At 68.3% G+C, this 24,636-nt stretch carries 17 protein-coding genes; 8 read left to right on the plus strand and 9 right to left on the minus strand.

Annotated features, from left to right (window positions below; all coding sequences use genetic code 11):
* Positions 1-11: 11 nt before the first annotated feature.
* Genes hsaB through hsaA form a run of 3 tightly spaced genes read right to left on the minus strand, consistent with a single transcriptional unit; the run spans position 12 to position 2,724 of the window.
* Entirely contained in the window at positions 12-581 is a 570-nt protein-coding gene (hsaB, locus tag G6N14_RS15495) for a 3-hydroxy-9,10-secoandrosta-1,3,5(10)-triene-9,17-dione monooxygenase reductase subunit (protein WP_085128792.1), read from the minus strand.
* Positions 582-583: 2 nt separating this feature from the next.
* Positions 584-1,483 (minus strand): iron-dependent extradiol dioxygenase HsaC, encoded by a 900-nt coding sequence (hsaC, locus tag G6N14_RS15500; RefSeq protein ID WP_085134019.1) that lies wholly within the window; start codon positions 1,481-1,483, stop codon positions 584-586.
* A 50-nt stretch (positions 1,484-1,533) separates the two neighbouring features.
* Positions 1,534-2,724: a 3-hydroxy-9,10-secoandrosta-1,3,5(10)-triene-9,17-dione monooxygenase oxygenase subunit gene (hsaA, locus tag G6N14_RS15505; protein WP_085134020.1), complete on the minus strand. Its 1,191-nt coding sequence runs from the start codon at positions 2,722-2,724 to the stop codon at positions 1,534-1,536.
* Positions 2,725-2,897: 173 nt separating this feature from the next.
* Between hsaA and G6N14_RS15510 the strand changes: the two genes are divergently transcribed.
* Positions 2,898-3,986 carry a ferredoxin--NADP reductase gene (locus tag G6N14_RS15510; protein ID WP_085134183.1) on the plus strand — a complete coding sequence of 363 codons (1,089 nt, stop codon included), beginning with the start codon at positions 2,898-2,900 and terminating at the stop codon, positions 3,984-3,986.
* Positions 3,987-4,009: 23 nt separating this feature from the next.
* Entirely contained in the window at positions 4,010-4,570 is a 561-nt protein-coding gene (locus G6N14_RS15515) for a hypothetical protein (protein WP_085134021.1), read from the plus strand.
* A 31-nt stretch (positions 4,571-4,601) separates the two neighbouring features.
* Here G6N14_RS15515 and treZ read toward each other — a convergent pair whose 3' ends face one another.
* The 3 genes from treZ to glgX are packed head-to-tail and all read right to left on the minus strand — an operon-like array spanning position 4,602 to position 10,770.
* Complete coding sequence (treZ, locus tag G6N14_RS15520) at positions 4,602-6,344, minus strand: malto-oligosyltrehalose trehalohydrolase (RefSeq protein ID WP_085134022.1); 1,743 nt, start codon at positions 6,342-6,344, stop codon at positions 4,602-4,604.
* Positions 6,337-8,634, minus strand: a complete 2,298-nt coding sequence (gene treY, locus G6N14_RS15525) for a malto-oligosyltrehalose synthase (RefSeq protein WP_085134023.1) — start codon at positions 8,632-8,634, stop codon at positions 6,337-6,339. The genes treZ and treY overlap by 8 nt, the downstream gene beginning before the upstream one ends.
* A 3-nt stretch (positions 8,635-8,637) precedes the next feature.
* Positions 8,638-10,770, minus strand: a complete 2,133-nt coding sequence (gene glgX, locus G6N14_RS15530; protein ID WP_085134024.1) for a glycogen debranching protein GlgX — start codon at positions 10,768-10,770, stop codon at positions 8,638-8,640.
* 191 nt (positions 10,771-10,961) lie between these two features.
* On the opposite strand from glgX, the gene malQ reads away from it, so the two are divergent.
* The 3 genes from malQ to G6N14_RS15545 are packed head-to-tail and all read left to right on the plus strand — an operon-like array spanning position 10,962 to position 16,141.
* Positions 10,962-12,953, plus strand: a complete 1,992-nt coding sequence (gene malQ, locus G6N14_RS15535; RefSeq protein WP_085134025.1) for a 4-alpha-glucanotransferase — start codon at positions 10,962-10,964, stop codon at positions 12,951-12,953.
* A 30-nt stretch (positions 12,954-12,983) separates the two neighbouring features.
* Positions 12,984-14,786: a maltose alpha-D-glucosyltransferase gene (gene treS, locus G6N14_RS15540; RefSeq protein WP_085134026.1), complete on the plus strand. Its 1,803-nt coding sequence runs from the start codon at positions 12,984-12,986 to the stop codon at positions 14,784-14,786.
* Positions 14,783-16,141, plus strand: coding sequence for a maltokinase N-terminal cap-like domain-containing protein (locus G6N14_RS15545; RefSeq protein ID WP_085134027.1), 1,359 nt, complete (start codon positions 14,783-14,785; stop codon positions 16,139-16,141). The genes treS and G6N14_RS15545 overlap by 4 nt, the downstream gene beginning before the upstream one ends.
* Here the strand turns inward: G6N14_RS15545 and glgB are convergent.
* Together glgB and G6N14_RS15555 are read right to left on the minus strand one after the other, a co-directional pair.
* Positions 16,128-18,347, minus strand: coding sequence for a 1,4-alpha-glucan branching protein GlgB (glgB, locus tag G6N14_RS15550; RefSeq protein ID WP_085134028.1), 2,220 nt, complete (start codon positions 18,345-18,347; stop codon positions 16,128-16,130). The two genes, G6N14_RS15545 and glgB, sit on opposite strands and share 14 nt — an antisense overlap.
* Positions 18,348-18,498: 151 nt before the next feature.
* Positions 18,499-20,628 (minus strand): acyl-CoA dehydrogenase family protein, encoded by a 2,130-nt coding sequence (locus G6N14_RS15555; protein WP_085134184.1) that lies wholly within the window; start codon positions 20,626-20,628, stop codon positions 18,499-18,501.
* A 216-nt stretch (positions 20,629-20,844) separates the two neighbouring features.
* On the opposite strand from G6N14_RS15555, the gene kstR reads away from it, so the two are divergent.
* From kstR to G6N14_RS15570, 3 genes are all read left to right on the plus strand, one after another.
* Positions 20,845-21,516, plus strand: coding sequence for a cholesterol catabolism transcriptional regulator KstR (gene kstR, locus G6N14_RS15560; RefSeq protein WP_085134029.1), 672 nt, complete (start codon positions 20,845-20,847; stop codon positions 21,514-21,516).
* 82 nt (positions 21,517-21,598) lie between these two features.
* A complete protein-coding gene (locus tag G6N14_RS15565; protein ID WP_085134030.1) occupies positions 21,599-22,519 on the plus strand; it encodes an MBL fold metallo-hydrolase in 921 nt (306 codons plus the stop codon).
* Complete coding sequence (locus G6N14_RS15570; RefSeq protein WP_085134185.1) at positions 22,516-23,760, plus strand: SLC13 family permease; 1,245 nt, start codon at positions 22,516-22,518, stop codon at positions 23,758-23,760. The genes G6N14_RS15565 and G6N14_RS15570 overlap by 4 nt, the downstream gene beginning before the upstream one ends.
* On the opposite strand, the gene G6N14_RS15575 is transcribed toward G6N14_RS15570, so the two are convergent.
* Complete coding sequence (locus G6N14_RS15575; protein WP_179960891.1) at positions 23,757-24,608, minus strand: glycerophosphodiester phosphodiesterase family protein; 852 nt, start codon at positions 24,606-24,608, stop codon at positions 23,757-23,759. The genes G6N14_RS15570 and G6N14_RS15575 overlap by 4 nt on opposite strands.
* Positions 24,609-24,636 lie beyond the last annotated feature (28 nt).

The raw sequence follows: 24,636 nt of genomic DNA on the forward strand, positions 1-24,636 counted from the left end.
GGCCCAAAGCACTACAACCAGGTGTCGTCAGTGGTGGCGGTGAGGAACGCCTCCAGGTCATCGCGCCAGTGCGCCGGGGTGGTCTTGTCCGGCTCGATGCCGGTGTAGTCACCGCGATAGAACAGCAGCGGCCGCGGCTTCACCTTCGGCACATCCGAAAGCGACTGCACCGCACCGAAGACCACGAAATGGTCGCCTCCGTCGTGCACCGAGGCCACCGTGCAGTCGATGTGGGCCAGCGACCCGGCCAGGATGGGCGACCCCAGTTCAGAAGGCTGCCAGTCCACACCGGCGAACTTGTCCGGCTCGCGAGAGCCGAACCGGGCGCAGACGTCCTTCTGCTCCTCGGCCAGGATGTTGACGCAGAATTTTCCGCTGGACTCGATGGCCTGCCAGGACCGCGACTGCTTGGTCGGGCAGAACAGCACCAGCGGCGGATCCAGGGACAGCGCGGCGAACGACTGGCAGGCGAACCCGACCGGCACCTCGTTGTCCACCGTGGTGATGATCGTGATGCCGGTACAGAACTGGCCGAGCACATTGCGAAACGCGCGCGGGTCGATCCCGGGTTCTTCGGTCACAGCTATTGCATGCCCACGGTGAAGTCATGCCCCCAGAGGCTGACAGCCGTGCTCTCCCGGGCCACCCAGTCCTCGTCATCGACCTCGAGCCCCTCGCAGCCGAACTCGATCTGAAAACCGCTGGGCGCCTTCATGTAGAACGACAGCATCTTGTCGTTGACATGCCGTCCCAGCGTGGCGGCCATCGGAATCTTGCGGCGTGCGACGCGGTCCAGGCAGAGGCCGACGTCGTCGGCGTTCTCCACTTCGACCATCAGGTGCACGATTCCGGTGGGCGTCGGCATCGGTAGAAACGCCAGGCTGTGGTGACGCGGGTTGCAGCCGAAGAACCGTAGCCAGGCCGGGTCGCCGTCGGCCGGGCGGCCGACCATCTGCGGGGGCAGCCGCATGGAGTCGCGCAGCCGGAAGCCGAGCACGTCGCGGTAGAAGTGCAGAGCCTCGGCGTCGTCCTTGGTGGACAGCACCACGTGGCCCAGGCCCTGCTCCTCGGTGACGAACCGGTGGCCGTAGGGGCTGACCACCCGGCGATGCTGCAGTGCCACACCGTGGAACACCTCCAGGTGATTGCCCGACGGGTCGTCGAAGGCGATCATCTCCTGGACGCAGCGCTCGGCCAACTCGGCCGCGGTCGCCTCCTTGTAGGGCGTGCCCTCGGCCTCCAGACGTTGCCGGATGTCGGCCACTCCTTCGGCGTTGGCGCATTCCCAGCCGGATACCAGCAACCGGTCGGTGTCGCCGGGCACCACCACCAGGCGGGCGGGGAACTCGTCCATCCGCAGGTACAGCGCGCCCTCACAGGTGCCTGATCCCTCGACCATGCCGAGAACCTTCAGCCCGAAGTCCCGCCACGCCGCCATGTCGGTGGCCTGGATCCGCAGGTAGCCCAGTGAACGGATACTCATCGGTGATACCTCCAGCTAGCTCGTCGTTGTCCCAGCCAGGTCCAGTTCGATCAGACCATGGTGTCGCCGGGTGGCAACCCGAACTCGTGGTTACCGAAGATCATGTATGCGCGCTCCGGGTCGTTGGCCGCGTGCACCCGACCCGCATGCGCGTCACGCCAGAACCGCTGCACCGGTGCGTCATTCGACAGCGCCGTGGCTCCGGCGGCCTCGAACAGCCGGTCGATGGAGGCGATGGCCCGGCCGGTGGCGCGGACCTGGTCACGCCGGGCCCGGGCCCGCAGCTCGAACGGGATCTCCCTGCCGGCGGCCAGCAGCGCGTACTCGTCGCCGACGTTGCCGATCAGCTGGCGCCAGCCGGCGTCGATGTCGCTGGCGGCCTCGGCGATGCGGACCTTGGCGAACGGGTCGTCCTTGGCCTTCTCCCCGGCGAACGCCGCACGCACCCGCTTGCCCTGGTGCTCGACGTGCGCCTCGTAGGCGCCGTAGGCCATCCCCATGATCGGCGTCGAGATGGTGGTCGGGTGAATGGTGCCCCACGGCATCTTGTAGACCGGCGCGGTGTTGGTCTGGTAGCCGCCGGCGGTGCCGTCGTTCATCGCCCGGTAGGACAAGAAGCGATGCCGCGGCACGAAGGCGTCCTTGACCACGACGGTGTTGCTGCCGGTGCCACGCAGGCCCACCACGTGCCAGACGTCATCGATGCGGTAGTCGGAGATCGGGATCAAGAAGCTGCCGAAGTCGACCGGCTTGCCGTCCTTGATCACCGGACCGCCGAGGAATGCCCAGGTGGCGTGGTCACAGCCCGACGACCAGTTCCACGAACCGTTGACGATGTAGCCGTCGGCGGTCTCGGTGACCACACCGGCGCCCATCGGCGCGTACGACGAGGAGATCCGGACTCCGGTGTCCTCACCCCAGACGTCTTCCTGGGCCTGCTGGTCGAACAGGGCCAGGTGCCAGTTGTGCACGCCGATGATGCCGGCCACCCAGCCGGTGGAGCCGCAGGCACTGGCCAGGCGGCGCACTGCCTCGTAGAAGATGGTGGGGTCGCACTGCATTCCGCCCCACTGCTCGGGCTGCAGCAGCCGGAAAAAGCCGATCTCCTCGAGCGCCGCGACGTTGGCGTCGGGCAGCTTACGCAGGTCTTCTGTCTCCTGGGCGCGCTCACGCAACTGCGGCAGCAGGTCGTCGATGGCGGCCAACACCGACTGCGCGTCACGCTGTTGAATGGACGTCACTAGATTGCCTCCCAGGAGTGAACAGGTTCTTCCGGCCCGATTTCCAACCAGCCTAGTGTGAGATTAGAACACGTTCCGATTTGTGTCGAGCACGGTGTTCCTGCTGCTGGTGGCGATAGCGGACCGCTTTTCTGTAACCTGTTCTAGTTGTGACCGAAGATGAAGGGCGGCCCGTGACGGAGACCATTCCGGACAAATCACTCGGTGCTCATGTGCTGGAACTGCAGATCACCGCAGTCGTCACCGAAACCGACGACGCCCGGTCCCTGGTTTTCGGCGTTCCCGACGGGCCGGACGACCCAGAGATCCCCGCGCAGCGGCTGAAGTACTCGCCGGGCCAATTCCTGACGCTGCGCGTTCCCAGCGACCAGACCGGCTCGGTGGCGCGCTGCTATTCGCTGTGCAGTTCGCCGTTCACCGACGATGCGCTGACGGTCACCGTCAAGCGCACCGCGCAGGGCTACGCGTCGAACTGGCTGTGCGACAACGCCCACCCCGGAATGCGCATGCACGTGCTGGCGCCCTCGGGCACCTTCGTGCCCAAATCGCTGGACACCGACTTTCTGCTGCTGGCCGCCGGCAGTGGAATCACCCCGATGATGGCCATCTGCAAGTCGGCGCTATCGCAGGGCAGCGGCAAGGTGGTGCTGGTCTACGCCAACCGCGACGAACGGTCGGTGATCTTCGCCGCCGCGCTGCGCGAGCTGACCGCCGCCTACCCTGACCGGCTGACGGTGGTGCACTGGCTGGAGTCGGTCCAGGGCCTGCCGTCCCGTGCGGCGCTGGCACAGCTGGCCGCGCCCTACACCGATCGCCAGGTCTTCATCTGTGGCCCGGGCCCGTTCATGCAGGCCGCCCGCGAGGCCCTGGGGGACTGCGACGTTCCCGCCGAGCAGGTCCATCTGGAGGTGTTCAAGTCGCTGGAGGGCGACCCGTTCGCCGCGGTGACGATCACCGAAGCGCCGGAGGGCGAGCAGGCGGCGGCGCCGGCCACCGTCACCGTGGAGCTGGACGGCGAACAGCACGAGCTGGTGTGGCCCCGACACGTCAAGTTGCTCGACCTGCTGCTGGACAAGGGCATCGACGCTCCGTTCTCCTGCCGGGAGGGCCACTGCGGCGCCTGCGCCTGCGAGTTGAAAAAGGGCAAGGTCACCATGGAGATCAACGATGTGCTGGAGCCTCAGGACCTCGCCGAAGGGCTGATTCTGGCATGCCAGGCCCACCCCGAGACCGATTCGGTGGAAGTGACCTACGACCAGTGATCGCGGGTCTAGGTTGGTGCGGCATGAAGCGGTTGCTGATGGTCCCGGCCGCGTTGACGTTGCTGGCCGCGCTGATTCCGCCGGCGATCGCGTCGGCGGCCAGCGACTCCAAGACGTCACTGTTGCCGGTCAACGAAGCTGATCAGCTCCAGACCCACAGCTGGGTCGACTGCAGCGCACCGCCGCTGTGCAGGTTCACCGTCGGGGTGCGGCTGCAGACGCCCGAGGGCCTGACCGGCTTCCCGCCCGACCTGTGGGCACGCCAGAGCACCGAGATCCGCTCGTCGAAGCGGACCGCCTATCTCGACGTGCACACCGACGGCGGCGAGGGCTGGTTCAAAGACCGCGGCGGACCGGGTACCAAGGTGTTCAAGGACGGAACCGGCGCGGTGATCCAATCGATGTACTACGGCGAGGGCCCGCCGGAGAAATACCAGACCAACGGCAGCATCGACGTCCTGGAGTATTCGACCGGCCAGCCCAAGACGGACGCCAACGTCATTGTCTGCACCCACGTGCAGGTGGTCTACGCCGGTGTCAACCTCACCACGCCGTCGACCTGCGCTCAGACGGTGTTCTCCTAGCCCCGGGCCGCAACGCGCCGCGCGGGCCGGCTCATAACCGGCGGGACGATTCGCCCTCCGGGCGCAAGACCACGAAGGAGTGTCCCGGCAGTACGGTCGCGTCGGCCACCGTCTGGGGCGACCCCCAGGCCAGTACCGGCTCACCCCGGACCGGCACGCTGACCTCGGCATCGCTCAGATTGCAGATCAGCAGCACCGGGCCGCGGCGCATCGCGATCCATCGCCTGTCCTCGTCATAGCCGATCTCGCCGGGTGCCAGCCAGGAACCGTCCGTGCCGGTTTCCCTGCGCAACCCGACCAGTGCCCGGTAGACGCCCAGCAGCTGAGCATGGTGTGGGGCCTCGAGCTCGGCCCAGTCCAGTGTGGACCGCTGAAAGGTCTGGGGGTCCTGCGGGTCCGGGATGTCGTCGGCATCCCAGCCGTGGTCGGCGAACTCGGCCTTGCGGCCCTCGGCGGTGGCCCGCGCCACCTGGGGGTCTTCGTGCGAACTGAAGAACTGGAACGGCGTCAGCGCACCCCATTCCTCGCCCATGAAAAGCATTGCGGTGTAGGGCGACAGCAGCGCCAGCGCCGCCTTGACCGCAAGTTGGCCCGATGTCAGGTTCTGCGACGGCCGGTCCCCCAGCGCCCGGTTTCCGATCTGATCGTGGGTACAGGTGTAGGCCACCAGCCGGGTGGCCGGAATCTGCGACTTGGGCACCGGACGGCCGTGCCGCCGGTGGCGGAACGACGAGTACGTGGCCGCGTGGAAGAAGCCGTTGCGTAGCGTGGTCACCAAGGCGGCCAGGCTGCCGAAATCGGCGTAATAGCCTTGCCGCTCCCCGGAAACCGCCGTGTGGATGGCGTGGTGGACGTCGTCATCCCATTGCGCGTGGATCCCGTAACCGCCGTCTGCGCGGCCGGCAACGGTCCGCGGATCGTTGCGGTCGCTTTCCGCGACAAGCGACAACGGACGGCCCAACTGTGCTGCAAGGGCATCGGTTTCAGCGGCCAGCTCCTCAAGAATATGGATGGCCGTGGTGTCGACCAGTGCGTGCACCGCATCCAGCCGGAGACCGTCGGCGTGAAAGACCCGCATCCAGCGCAGTGCGCAGTCGATGATGTAGCGACGAACTTCGTCGGAGTCGGCGCCGTCGATGTTGATGGCACTGCCCCACGGGTTGCGAGTCTGCGACTGATACGGCCCGAGGCGCGGCAGATAGTTCCCCGAGGGGCCGAGGTGGTTGAACACCGCGTCGATCAGCACACCCAGACCGCGGCCGTGGCAGGCGTCGATGAAGCGCGCCAGCCCGTCTGGCCCACCGTAGGGCTCGTGCACCGCGTACCACAGCAGGCCGTCGTAACCCCATCCGTGGGCACCGGAAAAGGCGTTGACCGGCATCAGCTCGACGAAATCGACGCCCAACCCGACCAGATGATCCAGCTTCTCGATGGCCGAGTCGAACGTTCCGCCCGGCGTGAAGGTGCCGACATGCAGTTCATAGATCACCGCACCGTCGACACGCCTGCCCGCCCAGTCCTGGTCGGTCCAGGTCAGGCCGGTGTCGTCCCACAACGCCGAGCGCGCGTGCACGCCGTCGGGCTGGCGGGCCGACCGCGGATCCGGCAGCACCTGCGGATCGTCGTCGAGCAGGAACCCGTAACGTGCGTCGGGCGCCACTTCGAGAGCCGTGCGCCACCACCCGCCGCCCGTCGGGGACATCGGGTAGGCCACCCCGTCGACATCGAGGCGAACGACTTCCGGAGTCGGGGCCCAGACGGCGAAGTCAGCCATCGACGCGCTCCAGCAGAGCTACCGGCAGTTCGGCGAACAGTTCGACAGCCGACACCGCTCCGCGATGGCCGACACCGGAGAACGCGTCGGTCCAGGTGCCCGGCGGGAGCTCGACGACGGTGCCGTGCCATCCGGTGCCCTGCAGGCGCACCGTCCACCGGCTGACCGCCACCACGACGTCCTCGCCGCGCCGAAACGCCACGACGTGTTCGCCCGCCGGCCCCGAAGCCGGCAGCGGGTGATGCCCGCCACGCAGGAAGGTGTCCGGGCGCGCTCGTCGCATCTGCAACGCCGCGGCGACAACCCGCATCTTCGGGGGGCGCAGGGACCGAAGCGCGTCGCGGCGCGCGGCGTAGTCCACCGCCCGCCGGTTGTCTGGATCCACCAAGCTGTCGTCGCAGAATTCGGTGCCCTGGTAGACATCCGGGATACCCGGAACGGTCAGCGCCAGCAGTTTCTGCCCCAGGACGTCGCTTTCGATATGCGGGGCGAGTTCGCGGGCGAGTTCGGTCATCTCCCGTGCGATGGCTCCGTCCAGGACGGCATCGAGCCAGCGATGCAGGGCGCCCTCGAACTCGGCGTCGGGGGTGTGCCATGTGGTCCGCCTGGCCGCTTCGCGAGCTGCCTTTTCGGCATAGGAGTGCAGGCGCTCGCGCAGCGCGGAACTCACCCGGCCGTCGAGGGGCCATACGCCGAAAATGTTCTGCCACAGAAAAAGCCCGGTCGCCAGATCAGGCGACGGTGTCCGGGCCTCCCATCGGGCGACGAAGTCCGCCCACAACGACGGCACCTGCGACAGCACCGCGATGCGGGCCCGCACGTCCTCGCCGCGTTTGGTGTCGTGGGTGGACAGGGCGGTCATGGCGCGGGACCAGTGTTGAGCTCTGGTGGCGGCACGGTGATGAAACTCCGCGGCGCCCACCCCGAAGCAGCTCGGGTCCCCGCCGACTTCGTTGAGCGACACCAGCCGCGCGTCGCGATAGAACTGACAGTCTTCGATCGCCTTGGCGGTCACCGCTCCGCACAGTTGCTGCAACCGCACCGCGGTATCGCCCCCGCCCGCGATCGCTGCCGCGACCAGCTGCAGTGGCTCGTCGAAATCGGGCCGCTGCGCGCGGACCTGCCCCAGCGCCACCGGCAGGATCGCCGTCAGGCCCAGGTAGTCGCTGCGATAGACGCCGATGCGACCCAGCAAGGCCACGATGGCATCGGTCAACTGCGGATGGTCAGCGCCGGTGGCGGCCACCACACAACGGTGCAACCGCGCCAGCTCGCTGGACAGCGTCTCGGTTGCCGCGATCGCCTTCTGCTCGGCCACCAGGGCCGGCATCGCGCGGTAGTCGATTCCCACGGTTTCGAACAGTTCGGTCAGCGCCGGCTCGCCTTCGGGGTCGATGAACAGCCCGCCGATCTCGCGCAGGGCATCGTAGCCGGTGGAGCCCGCCACCGGCAGGCTCGGTTCGAGTGCCTCGTCGACGGCCAGAATCTTTTCGACGACGATCCAGGCGTCAGGACCCACCAGCTCACGCAGCCACGCGAGATATCCCTGCGGATTCGCCAGCCCGTCTGGATGATCGACCCGCAAGCCGTCGACGAGCCCGTCGGCGAACCAGCGGGACACCTCGGCGTGCCACGCGTCGAATACGGCGCGGTCCTCTTGACGCAGGCCGGCCAACGAGGTGATCGAGAAGAAACGCCGGTATCCGCAGCTGCCGTCACGCCAGCCGACCAACCGATAGTGCTGACGATCGTGGACTTGCGCGCCGCTGCCGCCGCCGGTTCCCGGCGCGATCGGCCACACCAGATCACCGAGCCGCAGCACCTGCCCGTCGACGGTCAGATCGGCCACGTCGGCGTCAGATCCCAGTACCGGCAGTATGACCCGGCCGTCACCGATGTCCCAGTCGATGTCGAAGAACGCGGCATACCGCGAGGAGCGGCCGTGCATCAGTACGTCCCACCACCACGGGTTCTGCTCCGGGTGTTGCACACCGACGTGGTTGGGAACGATGTCGATCACCAGGCCCATGCCCCGAGCCCGGGCCGCGGCGGACAACCGGGCCAACCCTTCTGCGCCGCCCAACTCCGCGGAGACCGTGGTCGGGTCGGTGACGTCATAGCCGTGCGCCGATCCGCGCACCGCGGTCATGACCGGCGACAGATACAGGTGCGAAACGCCGAGTTCGTCGAGGTAGTCGAGCTGGTCTTGCGCATCGGCGAAGGTGAACGCGAATCCGCTTTCCGGGCCCCTCAGCTGTAGCCGGTAAGTGGACAGCACCGGGCGGGTCATACCTCAGCGTACTTTCCGCAGGACGAGCAGCGAACGCCCGCGCACCGATACCTCTTCCCCGGCGCGAACAGGCTGCGCCATGGGCGATGCCGGCTCCGCGGTGTCCATTTCAACGGTCCATTCTTGCGCGTATTCTTCGCCGGGAACGGCAAACCCGACCGTCTCCTCGTGCGCATTGAAGCACAGCACAAACGAGTCATCCACCACCCGCTGACCGCGCATGTCAGGCTCGCGGATCGCCTCGCCGTTGAGAAACACCATGATGCATTTGTCGAATCCGTTGTCCCAGTCATCGGAGCTCATCTCACGGCCGGCGGGATTGAACCAGGCGACGTCGCCGATCTCGTCGCCGTGCCGCACCGGACGTCCCTGCAAGAACCGGCGCCGGCGAAACACCGGATGCTGTTTGCGAAGCTGCGTTAGGCCGCGGGTGAAGCTCAGCAGGTCGGCGTTGGTCTCGGCCAGTGACCAGTCCATCCAGGCCAGCTCGGAGTCCTGGCAGTAGGCGTTGTTGTTGCCGTGCTGGGTGCGGCCCAGCTCGTCACCGTGCGCGATCATCGGTGTCCCTTGCGACAGCAGCAGGGTGGCAAGGATGTTGCGCATCTGTTGTCCCCGAAGCGCCTCGATGTCCGGGTCGTCGGTGGGCCCTTCGACGCCGCAGTTCCACGACCGATTGTGGCTCTCGCCGTCGGAGTTGTCGTCGCCGTTGGCCTCGTTGTGCTTCTCGTTGTAGGACACCAGGTCGCGCAGGGTGAACCCGTCGTGGGCGACCACGAAGTTGATACTGGCGCCGGGCCGGCGCCCGGTGGACTCATAGAGATCAGACGAACCGGTGAGCCGGGATGCGAACTCCCCCAGCGTCTCCGGCTGGCCTCGCCAGTAGTCCCGCACGGTGTCCCGGTACTTTCCGTTCCATTCGGTCCACAGGCCGGGGAAGTTGCCCACCTGATAACCGCCTTCCCCGACATCCCACGGCTCGGCGATCAGCTTGACCTGGCTGACCACCGGGTCTTGCTGAATCAGATCGAAGAACGCCGAAAGCCGGTCCACGTCATAGAATTCGCGAGCAAGCGTCGATGCCAGGTCGAAGCGAAAACCGTCGACGTGCATCTCGGTCACCCAGTAGCGCAGCGAGTCCATGATCAGTTGCAGCGCGTGCGGGTGACGCGCATTGAGGCTGTTGCCCGTGCCGGTGTAGTCCATGTACCGGCTGCGGTCGTCGTCGACGAGCCGGTAGTAGGCGGCGTTGTCGATACCGCGGAAGCTGATGGTCGGCCCCAGGTGGTTGCCCTCGGCGGTGTGGTTGTAGACCACGTCGAGAATCACCTCGATGCCCGCTTCATGGAAGCTGCGCACCATGGTCTTGAACTCCGCTACGGCTGCCCCCGGTTGCCGGCCTGCCGCGTACTGGCTGTGCGGGGCGAAGAATCCGAAAGTGTTGTAGCCCCAATAGTTCCGCAGACCCATCTTCAGCAGGCGGTCGTCGTGCATGAACTGGTGTACCGGCATCAGCTCGACAGCGGTGACGTTGAGGGCCTGCAGGTGGTCGATGACCACCGGATGCGCCAGTCCGGCGTAGGTGCCGCGATGCGCCTCGGGAACATCCGGATGCGTCTGGGTCATGCCCTTGACATGGGTCTCGTAGATGATCGTTTCGTTGTACGGGGTCATCGGCGGCCGGTCGGTCGCCCAGTCGAAGTACGGATTGATCACCACGCTGGTCATCGTGTGCCCCAGCGAATCCACCCGGGGCAGCGAATCGGTCTGCGGAAAGTCGCCTCCGGCCGCCATGTCGTAGGAGAACAGGGCCTGGTCGAAGGCGAAGTCGCCCGCGAACGCTCTGCCGTAGGGGTCGAGCAACAGTTTGCTGGGGTCGCATCGGTGTCCGGACGGCGGGTCGAACGGCCCATGGACCCGGAATCCGTAGTGCTGTCCCGGCGCCACCGACGGCAGATAGGCGTGCCAGACGTAGCCGTCGACCTCCTCGAGTGGGATCGCGGTCTGCTGGCCCTCGTCGTCGATCAGGCACAGCTCAACCCGCTCGGCGATCCCGGAGAACAGTGCGAAGTTGGTTCCCCCGCCGTCATAGCTGGCGCCGAGCGGGGCGCGGTTGCCCGGCCAGAACTCAAGCGGCATGGGCGGGTCGCCGATGCGATCCGCGGCGGCGGTCACGGCCTCGGCCTGGTCTGGGGTAACGCTCATACTCACTCCATCTCGTCGGCACCGCCGGCGCCGTTGCCTGAGGCGGGGCTACCCGCCTGCTGGGCGGTCAAACAATCGCCGCGCAGCGACGGTGAAACGCACCGCAGGCGGGTATAGGGGTTGTCGTGGTGCCCGAGGACCTACGCCGGCTGGCGGCGGCGCACGGTGTGGCCACGGCCTATCGCAATGAGCGCCGCGATTTGGTGCAGGTCGACGCCGATGTCGTGATCCGGGTGCTCGGGTTGCTCGATGTCGCGGCCGGCAGCGCAGCCGACCGGCAGCGCGAGTTGCTCCGGCTTGCACAGGGCGACCGGCCCGGGGCGGCACCGTCTACCGCCGCCGTCCGGGTGACCGGCCGGCCGCAACCATTTCCCGGAGCCGTTGCGCTGGTGGGCGAGGACGGGCAGCGCACGGTGGTGCACGACGAACTGCCCGCGGGCCTGCCGCCGGGCTGGTACGACGTGGAGCTGCGTTCGGGCCGGCGGATGACCCTGGCCGCCGCTCCCCCGCAGGTGCCGCAGGCGCCACGCGCGTGGGGATGGATGCTGCAGCTGTACGCGTTGCGGTCCGCCCGCTCCTGGGGCATCGGTGATCTGGCGGATCTGCGGGATTGGATCACGTGGACCGCCGCCGAGCACGGCGCCGCAGCGGTGCTGCTCAACCCGCTGCATGCGCCGGGGCCGACGCATCCGGTTCAGCCTTCGCCGTATACGCCGTCGAGTCGGCTGTTCGCCAACCCCCTGGCACTGTGCATCGGCGACCTCGGCGCCTACCACCGTGCCGACCCGGACACCCGCGCCGAAGTCGATGCGCTGCGTGTGTCCGCCGACACCGCGCGCATCGACTACGACCTGGTCTGGGCAGCCAAACGCGCCGCCTTGGAGTTGCTCTGGCGCGCTGACGGGCGCCCGGGACTCGCGGAACCGGCCGGCGCTGCCCTGCGTGACTGGGCCACCTACTGCGCGCTGGCCGAATGCCATGGCGGTCGCTGGTCGACATGGCCGGCGCCGCTGCACGACCCGGCCGGGCCCGCGGTGGCGGCGGCCCGGCGGGAGCTCGCGCCACGGATCGCATTTCATGCCTGGGTCCAGCAACGCTGCAGCGAGCAGCTTCTCGCGGTGCAGACCGCGGCCAAGGACGCGGGCGTGGGCGTGCTGCACGATCTGGCCGTCGGCGTCGACCCCGATGGCGCCGATGCCTGGGCCCTGTCCGACGTGCTGGCCGGTGCGGCCAGCGTCGGGGCACCGCCGGACACCTTCAGCCCGCACGGGCAGGATTGGCGGCTGCCGCCCTGGCGGCCGGACCGCCTGGCCGCCACCGGCTACCGCGCGGTGCGCGACATGCTGCGCGCCGTGCTGGCCCATGCGGACGGCGTGCGTATCGACCACGTCGCCGGGTTGTGGCGGCTGTGGTGGATCCCGCCCGGCGAGACGCCGGATCGCGGCACCTACGTCCACTACGACGCCGACGTGATGCTCGCGGTGCTGGCCCTGGAGGCGCATCGCGCCAACGCCGTCGTCATCGGTGAGGACTTGGGAACGGTCGAGCCGGAGGTCTCGCGGGCGCTGGCCGACAACGGCATACTCGGGTGCGCGGTCTCCTGGTTCGTCCGCGATCAGTCCGCCTCCGGCCAGCCGCTGCTGCCGCCGGCGAAGTGGCCGGCACAGGTGGCCGCCAGTATCTCCACCCATGACCTGCCCACCGCGGCCGGATTCTTGCGGGCGGAGCACGTGCGGGCACGCGCCGACCGGGGCCTGCTCGACGACGTCGCGGCCGCGCAGGCCGCCGCCGAGGCCGAACGGGCCGAGTGGCTGGCGCTGCTTCGGTCCGAGGGCCTGCTCGAGCCGGTAGACGACACCTTGGCCCCGGACGATTCGCGGATCATCGAGGCCATGCACCGCTTCTTGGCTGCCACGCCCTGCCTGCTGAAGCTGGTCTCGCTCTACGACGTGCTGGCCGATCCCTGCCAGCCAAACCTGCCCGGCACGGTCGACCAATACCCGAACTGGCGTCTGCCGCTGGCGGAGTCTTTGGAGCAGCTGCGCGGCGACGCGCGCATCGCGCGCACGGCGGCGGTGTTCTCCCACCGTCGAGGTCACCAAGCGCCCGGCCGGTAGCCGCGGCCGGATTGGGGTACATGTCGAGATATGGCCACCGACGCCGACGACGTATCTGGTCAGAACCTGCCAGACCCGACAGCGGGGAGCCACGTCGAGCACGGCATAGTCGAGCACCCACGCGCGGAGGACTTCGGCGACGCCGCGGCCCTGCCCGCCGATCCGATCTGGTTCAAGCGTGCGGTGTTCTACGAGGTACTGGTCCGGGCGTTCTACGACTCCAACGGAGACGGCATCGGCGATCTGCGGGGCCTGACGGAGCGGTTGGACTATCTGCAATGGCTCGGTGTCGACTGCCTGTGGCTGCCGCCCTTCTGCGATTCACCGCTGCGCGACGGCGGCTACGACATCCGGGACTTCTACAAGGTGTTACCGGACTTCGGCACCGTCGACGATTTCGTCGAACTGCTCGATGCCGCGCACCGGCGCGGCATCCGGGTGATCACCGACTTGGTGATGAACCACACCTCCGAGAGCCACCCGTGGTTTCAGCAGTCCCGCCAGGACCCGGACGGTCCGTACGGCGACTTCTACGTATGGAGCGACACCAGCGAGCGGTACACGGGAGCCCGGATCATCTTCGTCGACACCGAGGAGTCCAACTGGACGTTCGACGGTGTGCGCAAGCAGTTCTATTGGCACCGGTTCTTCTCCCACCAGCCCGACCTGAACTACGACAACCCGGCGGTGCAGGAGGCCATGATCGACGTGCTGCGGTTCTGGCTGAATCTCGGCATCGACGGTTTTCGCCTGGACGCGGTGCCCTACCTGTTCGAAAGAGAGGGTACGAACTGCGAAAACCTGCCCGAGACACATGACTTCCTGAAGCGGTGCCGAAAGGTGGTCGACGACGAGTTCCCCGGCGCGGTGCTGTTGGCCGAGGCCAATCAATGGCCCACCGATGTGGTCGCGTACTTCGGCAACCCCGAGACCGGCGGCGACGAATGCCACATGGCCTTCCACTTCCCGCTGATGCCACGCATTTTCATGGCGGTACGCCGCGAGTCGCGCTTCCCGATCTCGGAGATCATGGCGCAGACTCCGCCGATTCCTCAGCGTGCGCAGTGGGGAATCTTCCTGCGCAACCACGACGAACTGACATTGGAGATGGTCACCGACGACGAGCGCGACTATATGTACGCCGAATACGCCAAGGATCCCCGCATGAAGGCGAATGTCGGAATTCGGCGCCGCTTGGCCCCGCTGTTGGACAACGACCGCAACCAGATCGAACTCTTCACGGCGTTGCTGCTGTCGCTGCCCGGTTCCCCGATCATCTACTACGGAGACGAGATCGGAATGGGCGACATCATCTGGCTGGGCGACCGCGACGCGGTGCGCACCCCGATGCAGTGGACCCCCGACCGCAACGCCGGCTTCTCCACCGCGAACCCCGGCCGGCTCTACCTGCCTCCGATCCAGGACGCGGTCTATGGACATCAGTCGATCAACGTCGAAGCGCAGCGCGACACCTCGACGTCTCTGCTCAACTGGACCCGCACCATGTTCGCCGTTCGACGCCGCTATGCGGCTTTTGCCCTCGGTGAGTTCCGCGAACTGGGCGGGTCAAACCCGTCGGTGCTGGCCTACGTGCGCGAAATCCCGGGCGAGTGTGGGCGCGTCCAGGGGGACACGGTGCTCTGCGTCAACAACCTGTCCCGCTTCCCCCAGCCGATCGAGTTGAACCTGCAGCACTGGGATGGCCACACACCGGTGGAGCTCACCGGCTCGGTGGCGTTTCCGCGGATCGGAAAGCTGCCGTACCTACTCACGCTGCCCGGGCACGGCTTCTACTGGTTTGAGCTGTGCGAGCCGAAGGAGAAACGGTCATGACTGCTGGCACCGGAGACCCGGCGCGCCTGCCGTGGGCGGAGTGGTTACCTACGCGACGGTGGTACGCGGGACGAAACCGGCAGGTGGCCGAGGCCAAAACCGCTCTGGTGGTGGAGCTGGGCGACGGGCTGCAGCTGGTGATGCTCGACATCGGCTACACCGACGGCACCGCCGATCGCTATCAGGTGATGGTCGGCTGGGATGTGGACCTGGCTCCCGAGTACGCCCAGATCGCCGTGATCGGGACCGCCGGTGGCCGTACCGCTTACGACGCGCTGTACGACTCTGCGGCTACCCGAGCCTTGTTGTCGCTCATCGATTCCGCGGCGCGGCGCGGCGACATCACGTTCGCCCCGCAGCCGGGGGCGACGCTGCCGACGGGCGCCGAGTCTCGGGTCTCGGACGCCGAGCAGAGCAACACCAGCGTCATCATCGAGGACAAAGTGGTTCTCAAGGTGTTCCGGCGACCCAGGGCCGGTATCAACCCCGACATCGAGCTGAACGCGGCGCTGGGACAGGCGGCCAATCCCCATGTGCCGCGCCTGATGGGCTCTTTCCAGCTTGAGCTGCCCGGCGACTCGGGCGTGGTGCCCTACGCGCTGGGCATGGTCAGCGAGTATGTGGTGAACGCCGCCGAGGGCTGGGCGATGGCGACCGCGAGCGTGCGCGACCTGTTCGCCGAGGCCGACCTGTATGCCTATGAGGTGGGCGGCGATTTCGCCGGCGAGTCCTACCGGCTCGGTGAGGCGGTCGCCTCGGTGCACCAGACGCTGGCCGACACCTTGGGAACTTCGCGATCCGCCTTCCCCGCACCGACACTGCTGTCGCGTTTGGCGGCGACGGCTGCGTCGGTGCCGCAGGTGCGTCCCCACCTGGCCGCCATCGAGCAGCGCTATACGGCCCTGGCCGGGCAGACCGTCGCGGTGCAGCGAATCCACGGCGACCTCCATCTGGGTCAGGTGCTGCGCACCCCGGCCGGCTGGCTGTTGATCGATTTCGAAGGTGAACCCGGCGCTCCGTTGTCGGAGCGCCGCAGACCGGACTCCCCCCTGCGGGATGTCGCGGGGATCTTGCGGTCCTACGAGTACGCCGCGTACGGCAAGTTGGCCGACCTGCCGCGCGACGGGCTCGACCGGCAACTGGCGACCCGGGCCCGTGAGTGGCTGGACCGCGCCCGCAGCGCATTCTGCGAGGGTTACGGCGCGCAGTCCGGTACCGACCCGCGCGAGTCGGCGGCGTTGCTCACCGCCTACGAGGTCGACAAAGCGGTCTACGAGGCCGGCTACGAGGCCAGCCACCGGCCCGCCTGGCTGCCGATTCCGCTGCGGGCACTGACTCGGCTCACGGCTGCGTGAGTGGCTCGAGCCACAGGGCCGACAGCGCGGGCAGTACCAGCATCGCCGATGCGGGGCGGCCGTGCCAGGGTTCGTTTATGGCGTCCACGCCCCCGAGGTTGCCGACGCCCGCACCGCCGTAGTCGACGGCATCGGTGTTGAGTATCTCGCGCCACCTGCCGGCGAACGGCAGGCCCAGGCGGTAACCGCTGTGCACCACACCGGAGAAGTTGAACACCGCAGCCAGCACCGATCCGTCAGCCGCATGGCGCAGAAAGCTCAGCACGTTGTTGGCGGAGTCGTTGGCGTCGATCCAGGAATAGCCGGCCGGACTGACATCTGCGCTCCACAGCGCGGCATGGCGGCAATAGATGGCATTGAGATCGCTTGTCAGGAACTGTATCCCGGCTGACAACCCGGATTCCTCCTCTCGTGGGTCGAGCTGGAACCAGTCCAGGCCGTGTTCCTGCGACCACTCTGCGCGCTGGCCGAACTCCTGGCCCATGAACAACAGTTGCTTGCCGGGATGGGCCCACTGATAGGCCAGCAGACTGCGCACCCCGGCCGCCTTGGCGCAGTCGTCCCCGGGCATACGGCTCCACAGCGTTCCCTTGCCGTGCACCACTTCGTCGTGGCTGATGGGCAGCACGAAGTTCTCGCTGTAGGCGTAGAGCATCGAGAAGGTCAGCTCCTGGTGGTGGTAGGAGCGGTGCACCGGGTCGTGGCCGAGGTAGGCGAGCGTGTCATGCATCCATCCCATATTCCATTTCATGGAAAAGCCCAGTCCACCAAGACTTGTCGGCCGAGTGACGCCCGGCCACGATGTCGACTCCTCGGCGATGGTGACGATGCCTGGCGCCGACTTGTGCGCCGTCGCGTTCATCTCCTGCAGGAACTGCACCGCCTCGAGATTCTCTCGACCGCCGTAGACGTTGGGGGTCCAGCCGCCCTCGGGCCGCGAGTAGTCCAGGTAGAGCATTGACGCGACGGCGTCCACGCGCAGCCCGTCGATGTGGAATTCGCTGAGCCAGAACAGCGCGTTGGCCACCAGGAAGTTGCGCACTTCGGGGCGGCCGAAGTCGAACACATACGTTCCCCAGTCCAGCTGTTCGCCGCGCCGCGGATCGGCATGCTCGTACAACGCGGTGCCGTCGAAACGCCCCAGCGCCCAAGCGTCTTTCGGGAAGTGCGCCGGGACCCAGTCCACGATGACACCGATCCCGCCGCGGTGCAGGGCGTCGACCAGCGCCCGGAAATCGTCGGGAGTACCGAAACGAGCGGTTGGGGCGTAGTAGGAGGTGACCTGGTACCCCCACGATCCCCCGAAGGGGTGTTCGGCGACCGGTAGCAGCTCCACATGGGTAAACCCCTGCTCCACAACGTAGTCCGTCAGCTCCTCGGCGAGCTGTCGATAGCTGCGCCCCGACCGCCAGGATCCGAGGTGTACCTCGTAGATGCTCATCGGTTCGAACACCGGATGTGCCGCCGCACGCCGGGCCATCCAGTCTTGGTCGCTCCAGGTGTGGTGACTGACGGTTACCCGGGAAGCCGTCCGCGGCGGAGTCTCGGCGGCGAAGGCCATCGGGTCGGCCCGTTGCGTGACGACGTCGTCCGCGCCGTGAATCCGGTATTTGTACAGACCACCGATGGGGAATCCCGGCAAGAACAGCTCCCATACGCCGGAGCCGCCGAGCACCCGCAGAGGTGCGCCGATGCCGTCCCAGCCCGTGTTGTCGCTGATCAGGCCGACACCTTTGGCGCCCGGCGCCCACACCGCGAACGACACCCCGGTCACCACCCCGTCCGGGGTGTCGAAGGTACGCGGATGCGCACCCAGCACCTGCCACAGCCGTTCGTGGCGGCCCTCCCCGAACAGGTGCAGGTCGACCTCGCCCAGGGTCGGCAGAAAGTGATAACCGTCGGCCTCGATCCGGGGCTGTCCGGCGTCGGGACAGTCGACCTGCAGCCGGTAGTCGATCAGCCCGGTAAAGGGCAGCGTGGCGGCGAACAGTCCGTTGCCCCGGGGTTTCATGGGCACCCGGTCGTCGCCCACCACGACTGTCACGCCGCGCGCGGCCGGGCGCAGCGTTCGAATCACCGTGTGTCCGCCGTGCTCGTGGGCGCCCAGGATCGCGTGCGGGTCATGATGGGTTCCCGACAACAACCGCGCGATGTCCTCGGGCCTGACGTCCTCGGCCTTCATGCGCGGCCCGCCGCGCCTGGACATGCGCGCCCGGGGCGGCGCACCACCACCTCGATTCGGCCCGGCACCCACCACTCCGTTCGTCGGCTGCGATCCGGGCAGTGGGTACCCGCGGCGGCCGAAAGCTACGCGAAGTGGCGACACGCGTCCCGGCGGCGAACGCCGCCGGCGGGGTCTAGCCGCGCGGCAACCCCAGCAGCCGCTCGGCCGCCAGCGTCAACAGGATCTGCTCGGTCCCGCCGGCGATCGACAGGCACCGGGTGTTGAGGAAGTCGTGCACCTGGCGACCGGCCACCGCCCCGGCCCCCTCGGCCACATCCATCCGGAACTCCGCCAGGTTCTGCCGGTAGCGCACCCCGATGAGCTTGCGCACCGAGGACTCCGAACCCGGGTCTTGGCCGCCGACGGCGAGCTGGGCGATGCGTTGGTCCAGCAGCGAACCCGCTTGAGCGGCGATGATCAGCCGGGCCAACCGCTCGGCGGTGGCCGTGTCGGGTTCGGATTCCGCCAGGGTCTGCAGCAGTTCCTCCATCGGATTGCCCAGCGCGGTTCCGCCGGCGATGGCGACCCGCTCATTGGCCAGGGTGGTCCGGGCAAGTCGCCAGCCGTCGTTGACGTTGCCCACCACCAGTTCGTCGGCGACGAACACGTCGTCGAGGAAGACCTCGTTGAACAGGGCGTCACCGGTGATCTCGCGCAGCGGGCGGATGTCGATGCCCTCGGAGGCCATGTCGATCAGGAAATAGGTGATGCCCTTGTGCTTCGGCGCCTCCGAGTCCGTCCGGGCCAGGCAGACGCCCCACTGCGAGTCGTGGGCCCGCGAGGTCCAGACCTTCTGGCCGGTCAGTCGCCAGCCACCGTCGACCTTCACGGCCTTGGTGCGCAGCGCCGCCAGGTCCGAGCCGGCGCCGGGCTCGGAGAACAGCTGGCACCAGAAGATCTCGCCGGTCAGTGTGGCCGGGATGAATCGCTCGATCTGTTCGGGGGTGCCGTGCTCGAGAATGGTCGGCGCCGCCCACCAGCCGACCACCAGGTCCGGACGCTGGACGCCCGCGGCCGCCAGCTCTTGGTCGATCACCAGTTGCTCGGCCGGCCCGGCGGCCCGCCCGTAGGGAACCGGCCAATGCGGCGCCAGCAGGCCCGCTTCGGCCAGCGCCGCCTGTTGCTGCTCGGCGGGCAGCGCGGCGATGCGGGCCACCTCCGCGGCGATCTCGGGCCGGACATCGGTGGCCTCGCCGAGGTCCACCTCCAGCCGGCGCCGCACCCCGTCGCGGGTCAGCGCCGCGGTGCGCCGCAACCAGCGCTCGGGCCCGCCCAACGCCTGCCCGATGCTGTAGGCGCGGCGCAGGTACAGGTGCGCGTCGTGTTCCCAGGTGATGCCGATGCCGCCGAGCACCTGGATGCAGTCTTTGGCGTTGGCCTTGGCGGCGTCGATGCAGATGGCGGCGGCGACAGCGGCGGCGATCGCGAACTGCTGGTCGTCGGGGTCGCCGGCAGCGCGCGCCACATCGCTGGCTGCCACCGCGGCCTGGTCGGCCCGGCACAGCATCTCCGCGCACAGGTGCTTGACGGCCTGGAAGCTGCCGATCGGCTTGCCGAACTGTTCACGCACCTTGGCGTAGGCGACGGCGGTGTCCAGCGCCCAGCGGGCCACCCCGGCCGCTTCGGCGGCCAGCACCGTGACCACCAGGTTCTCGATTCGGTTGCCGGACTCCAGGAGCACCGCCGGCGCGGCCGACAACGTGACCTTGGCCAGCGGCCGGGAGAAGTCGGTGGCCGGCAGGGGTTCGACAGTCACCCCGTCGGCGCGGGCGTCGACCAGCACCCAGTCCTGGCCGTCGGGGCCGACCGGCACCAGCAGCAGCCCGTCGGCGGTGGCACCGAGCACCCGCTCGGCGGTCCCGGAGGCCTGGCCCGTCGCGGCGTCGAAGCTCACCGCCGCCGAGTCGGTGTCGGTTGCCACCCCGGCAACCCGCTCGCCCGCGGCCAGGGCTTCGGCCAGCTGGGGATCGGTGATCACCAGCGTGGCCAGGGCGGTGGTCGCCACCGGCCCTGGGACCAGGGCTTTTGCCGCCTCATCGACCATCGCGCAGAGGTCCTCCAGGCGCCCGCCGGCGCCACCGGCTTCCTCGGGGACCGCCACTCCGAACAGACCCAATTCAGCCAGACGAGCGAAAACGGTTCGCCAGGAATCGGTTTCGCCCAGTTCCGCGGCGCGAATCGCCTCGGTGGTACCCGCCGCAGCGGCCCAGTCGCGGACCAGCTCGCGGGCGGCGAGCTCGTCGTCGGTGATGGTCACGGACACGCTGGGCACCTCCGGGTCGAAACTGACTGATGGCGGGTGGACCTGGAAGACCACCCCACCTACTAGAACGTGTTCTAATAGTGCCAGCGTCGGAGCGTCAAGTCGAACCGTTATGGCTGGACACGTCGGGTCCGGCCGATGTCGGGAGTAATAAATTCAACTACGCGGTGCGTATCGTTATCAGCCAGAGGATCGACGGAGGGAGGCGCGCAGCACATGTCGTCACCAGCCGAGGGCAACTCAGGCCGAGGATCGGCCAGCCAACCGCGCGAGGTGGTCAATGTCGCTGTGCTCAACGAATCCGACCTAGGCTCCGAAGCGCAGCGCGAACGGCGCAAGCGCATCCTCGACGCGACGCTGGCGATCGCTTCCAAAGGCGGATACGACGCGGTGCAGATGCGTGCCGTCGCCGACCGCGCCGACGTGGCCGTCGGCACGCTGTACCGCTACTTCCCCTCCAAAGTTCACCTGCTGGTCTCGGCGATGGGCCGGGAGATCGCGCGGGTGGACACCAAGACCGATCCCGCGACGTACGCCGCGACCACCCGCCACCAGCGGCTCAACCTGGTGGTCAACAAGCTCAACCGCGCCATGCAACGCAACCCGCTGCTCACCGAGGCGATGACGCGGGCCTACGTCTTCGCCGACGCCTCGGCGGCCGGTGAAGTCGACCACGTCCAGAAGCTGATCGACTCGATGTTCGCCGGAGCGATGAGCGACGGGGAGCCCACCGAGGAGCAGTACCACATCTCGCGGGTGATCTCGGATGTGTGGCTGTCCAACCTGCTCGCCTGGCTGACCCGGCGCGCGTCGGCCACCGACTTCACCACCCGGCTGGACTTGGCTGTCCGGCTGCTGATCGGCGACGACGACAGACCCAAGGTCTGACCCGAGGACAACGACGAAGCCCGTCGGCTCGCCGATCGCGACCGCCGGGACCATCGGCGGCCCATCCCGATAGCCTGACCGGATGCGCTTCAAGCTCGGCCGCCCCGACATCGGCCGGTACGCCGATCGATTCGACGTGGCACCCGCGTCGCCGGCCACACCGCTGTCGGTGACCTGGCTCGGCGTCACCAGCCTGCTCATCGATGACGGCTCGTCGGCGCTGATGACCGACGGCTTCTTCTCCCGGCCCGGCCTGGCCCGAGTGGCGCTGGGCAAAGTGGCGCCGTCTGAGGCACGCATCCACGGTTGTCTGGCGCGGGCCGGAGCGCGTGAGCTGGCCGCGGTGATCCCGCTGCACTCGCACATCGATCACGCGATGGACTCCGCCGTGGTGGCCGAACGGACCGGGGCGGTACTGGTCGGCGGCCAGTCGACGGCCAACGTGGGTCGCGGCCAAGGGCTCTGCGAGGACCGGCTGATCGTGGCCGCAACGGGTGCGCCCATCGCCCTGGGCGCCTACGACGTCACCCTGGTGGAGTCGCGGCACTGCCCGCCTGACCGCTTCCCCGGCGTCATCACCGCCGCGGTGGTGCCGCCGGTACGGGCGTCTGCCTACAAGTGCGGTGAGGCCTGGTCGGCGTTGGTGGTTCACCGGCCCTCGGGACGCAGCCTGCTGATCATGGGCAGTGCGGGTTTCGTCCCGGGGTCGTTGGCCGGCCGCAACGCCGACGTGGTCTACCTGGGCATCGGCCAGCTCGGCGTTCAGCCCCGGCAGTATCTGGTCGACTACTGGAATGAGACGGTCCGGGCCGTCGGGGCTTCGACGGTGGTGTTGACCCACTGGGACGACTTCTTCCGGCCGCTGTCGAAACCGTTGCGCGCCTTGCCCTATGCCGGTGACGATCTCGACGTCACCATGCGGGTTCTCAGCGAACTCGCCGAGGCCGACGGAGTGGGACTGCACCTGCCCACCGTGTGGCGCCGTGAGGATCCGTGGGCCTGAATCTGGCTCTTGCGCTGCTGCTGCTTGCTGTGGTGCTGGGCTTTGCGGTGGTCCGCCCACGCGGCTGGCCGGAGCTGGTCGCAGCGGTACCCGCCGCCCTCATCCTGGTTGGCGCGGGCGCGATCTCGATGCACGACGCACTGTCCGAGGCTGCCACATTGCTGCACGTCGTGGCGTTCCTGGGCGCCGTGCTGGTGCTGGCGCAACTCTGCGACGACGAGGGCCTGTTCGAGGCGGCCGGCGCGGCCATGGCACGCGCCGACGTGGGTCCGCCGCAGCACCTGCTGCGCCGCGTCTTCGTCATCGCCGCGGGTCTGACCGCGGTGCTGAGCCTGGACGCGACTGTCGTGCTGCTGACGCCGGTGGTGCTCACGATGGCCCGGCGACGCAACGCCCCGATCCGCCCGCACGCCTATGCGACCGCCCACCTCGCCAACACCGCATCGCTGCTGCTGCCGGTGTCCAACCTGACGAATCTGCTGGCGTTTCACGAGGCGGGCGTCTCCTTCCTGCGGTTCGCGGCGCTGATGGCGGCTCCGTGGTTGGCCGCCACAGCGGTCGTCTACCTGATCTTCCGCTGGTTCTTCCGCGCCGATCTGCGTGCCACGCCGGTGCACGAGCATGCCGGGCCACCGCCCCCCGTCCCGGTCTTCGTGCTGGTGGTGCTCGCGCTGACCCTGGCCGGCTTCGTGGTCGCCGAGACCCTCGGCGTGCCGCCGGCGTGGGCGGCCGTCGCCGGTGCTGCGGTACTGGCCGCTCGCGGCCTGGCGCAGCGGCGCAGCACGCCGGGCAGCATTGTCCGGGCGGCCAACCCGGGGTTTCTGGTGTTCGTGTTGGCACTGGGCGTGGTGGTGCGCGCCGTGGTCGACAACGGCCTGGGCGACCGGATGACCATGGTGCTGCCGGATGGATCGGGCCTGTGCGCCCTGCTCGGTGTCGCGGCGGTGGCCGCGGTGCTGGCCAATGTGGTCAACAACCTGCCCGCAACGCTGGTGCTGGCGCCGCTGGTGGCGCCGAGTGGACCGGTCGCGGTACTGGCCGTGTTGATCGGCGTCAACATCGGACCCAACCTGAGTTACACCGGTTCCCTGTCGAACCTGTTGTGGCGCCGGGTGTTGCGCCGGTACCGTGTGCCGGCCGGAGTGGGCGAATACACCCGCCTGGGCCTGTGCACGGTGCCGGTCACCCTGGTGGTGGCCGTCGTCGCCCTATGGGCAAGTGCCCGGCTGCTGGGGGTCTAACCGACCCGGTAGGCCGGTGGCAGCGGCATGCCCAGTTCGGCCAGCACCGCGCGCGCCCGCGCCGGGTAGTCGGTGATGAGCCCGTCGACTCCGGCGGCGATCTGCCGGCGCATGTCGTCGGCCTCGTTCACGGTCCACGGGATCACCCGCAGCCCGGCAGCGTGTGCGCGTTGCACGAAGGGCCGATCCACCACCGAGTAGTCCGGGGACACGACGGCGGCACCGGCCGCCTGCGCTCCGGAGATCGGGTCGGGGCCCTGCTCCCACAGCGCGACCAGGGGGATGGCCGGTTCGGCGGCACGCACCAACGGCAGGACGCTCCAGTCGGAACTCTGGATAGCGACGGCATCGAGCCGACCGGCCGCCCGCACCGCCGCCAGCACCACCTCGACGATCCGCTGCTGGTTTCCGGAGTCGACCTTGGTCTCGATGTTGTAGCGGATGCCGGTATGTGCGGCCAGCGCGAAGACGTCCGGCAAAGTCCCGATCATATTGCCGGCCACCATTTCTGCGTCGGGAAACTCCGGCAGCAGGTGTCCGCAGTCCAGGGTGCGAATCTGGGCGAGAGTCAACTCGGCGACCCGCCGGCCCACGTACGGGTAATCCGGATCGCCGGCGAAAGCCGGTCCGGTGTCGGCACATTTGGCCGGTTCGATCACCAGGTCGTGCCACACCAGTGGCTGGACGTCGCGGGTCAGCACGACGTCGAGCTCCAACGTGCTGACACCCAGCTGGAGCGCCTTGGCGAAGGCGCGCAGTGATTCCTCGGTGGTCTCGCCCCGCCCGCCCCGGTGAGCCTGCAGATCGAATGCCGGCGACTGCGCGCTCGCCGAGGAAGGGTTCAGCATCGCGGTGAACAACACCGCCGCCAGGACG

It is taken from the genome of Mycolicibacter hiberniae (genome assembly GCF_010729485.1).
GTDB classification, from domain to species: domain Bacteria; phylum Actinomycetota; class Actinomycetes; order Mycobacteriales; family Mycobacteriaceae; genus Mycobacterium; species Mycobacterium hiberniae.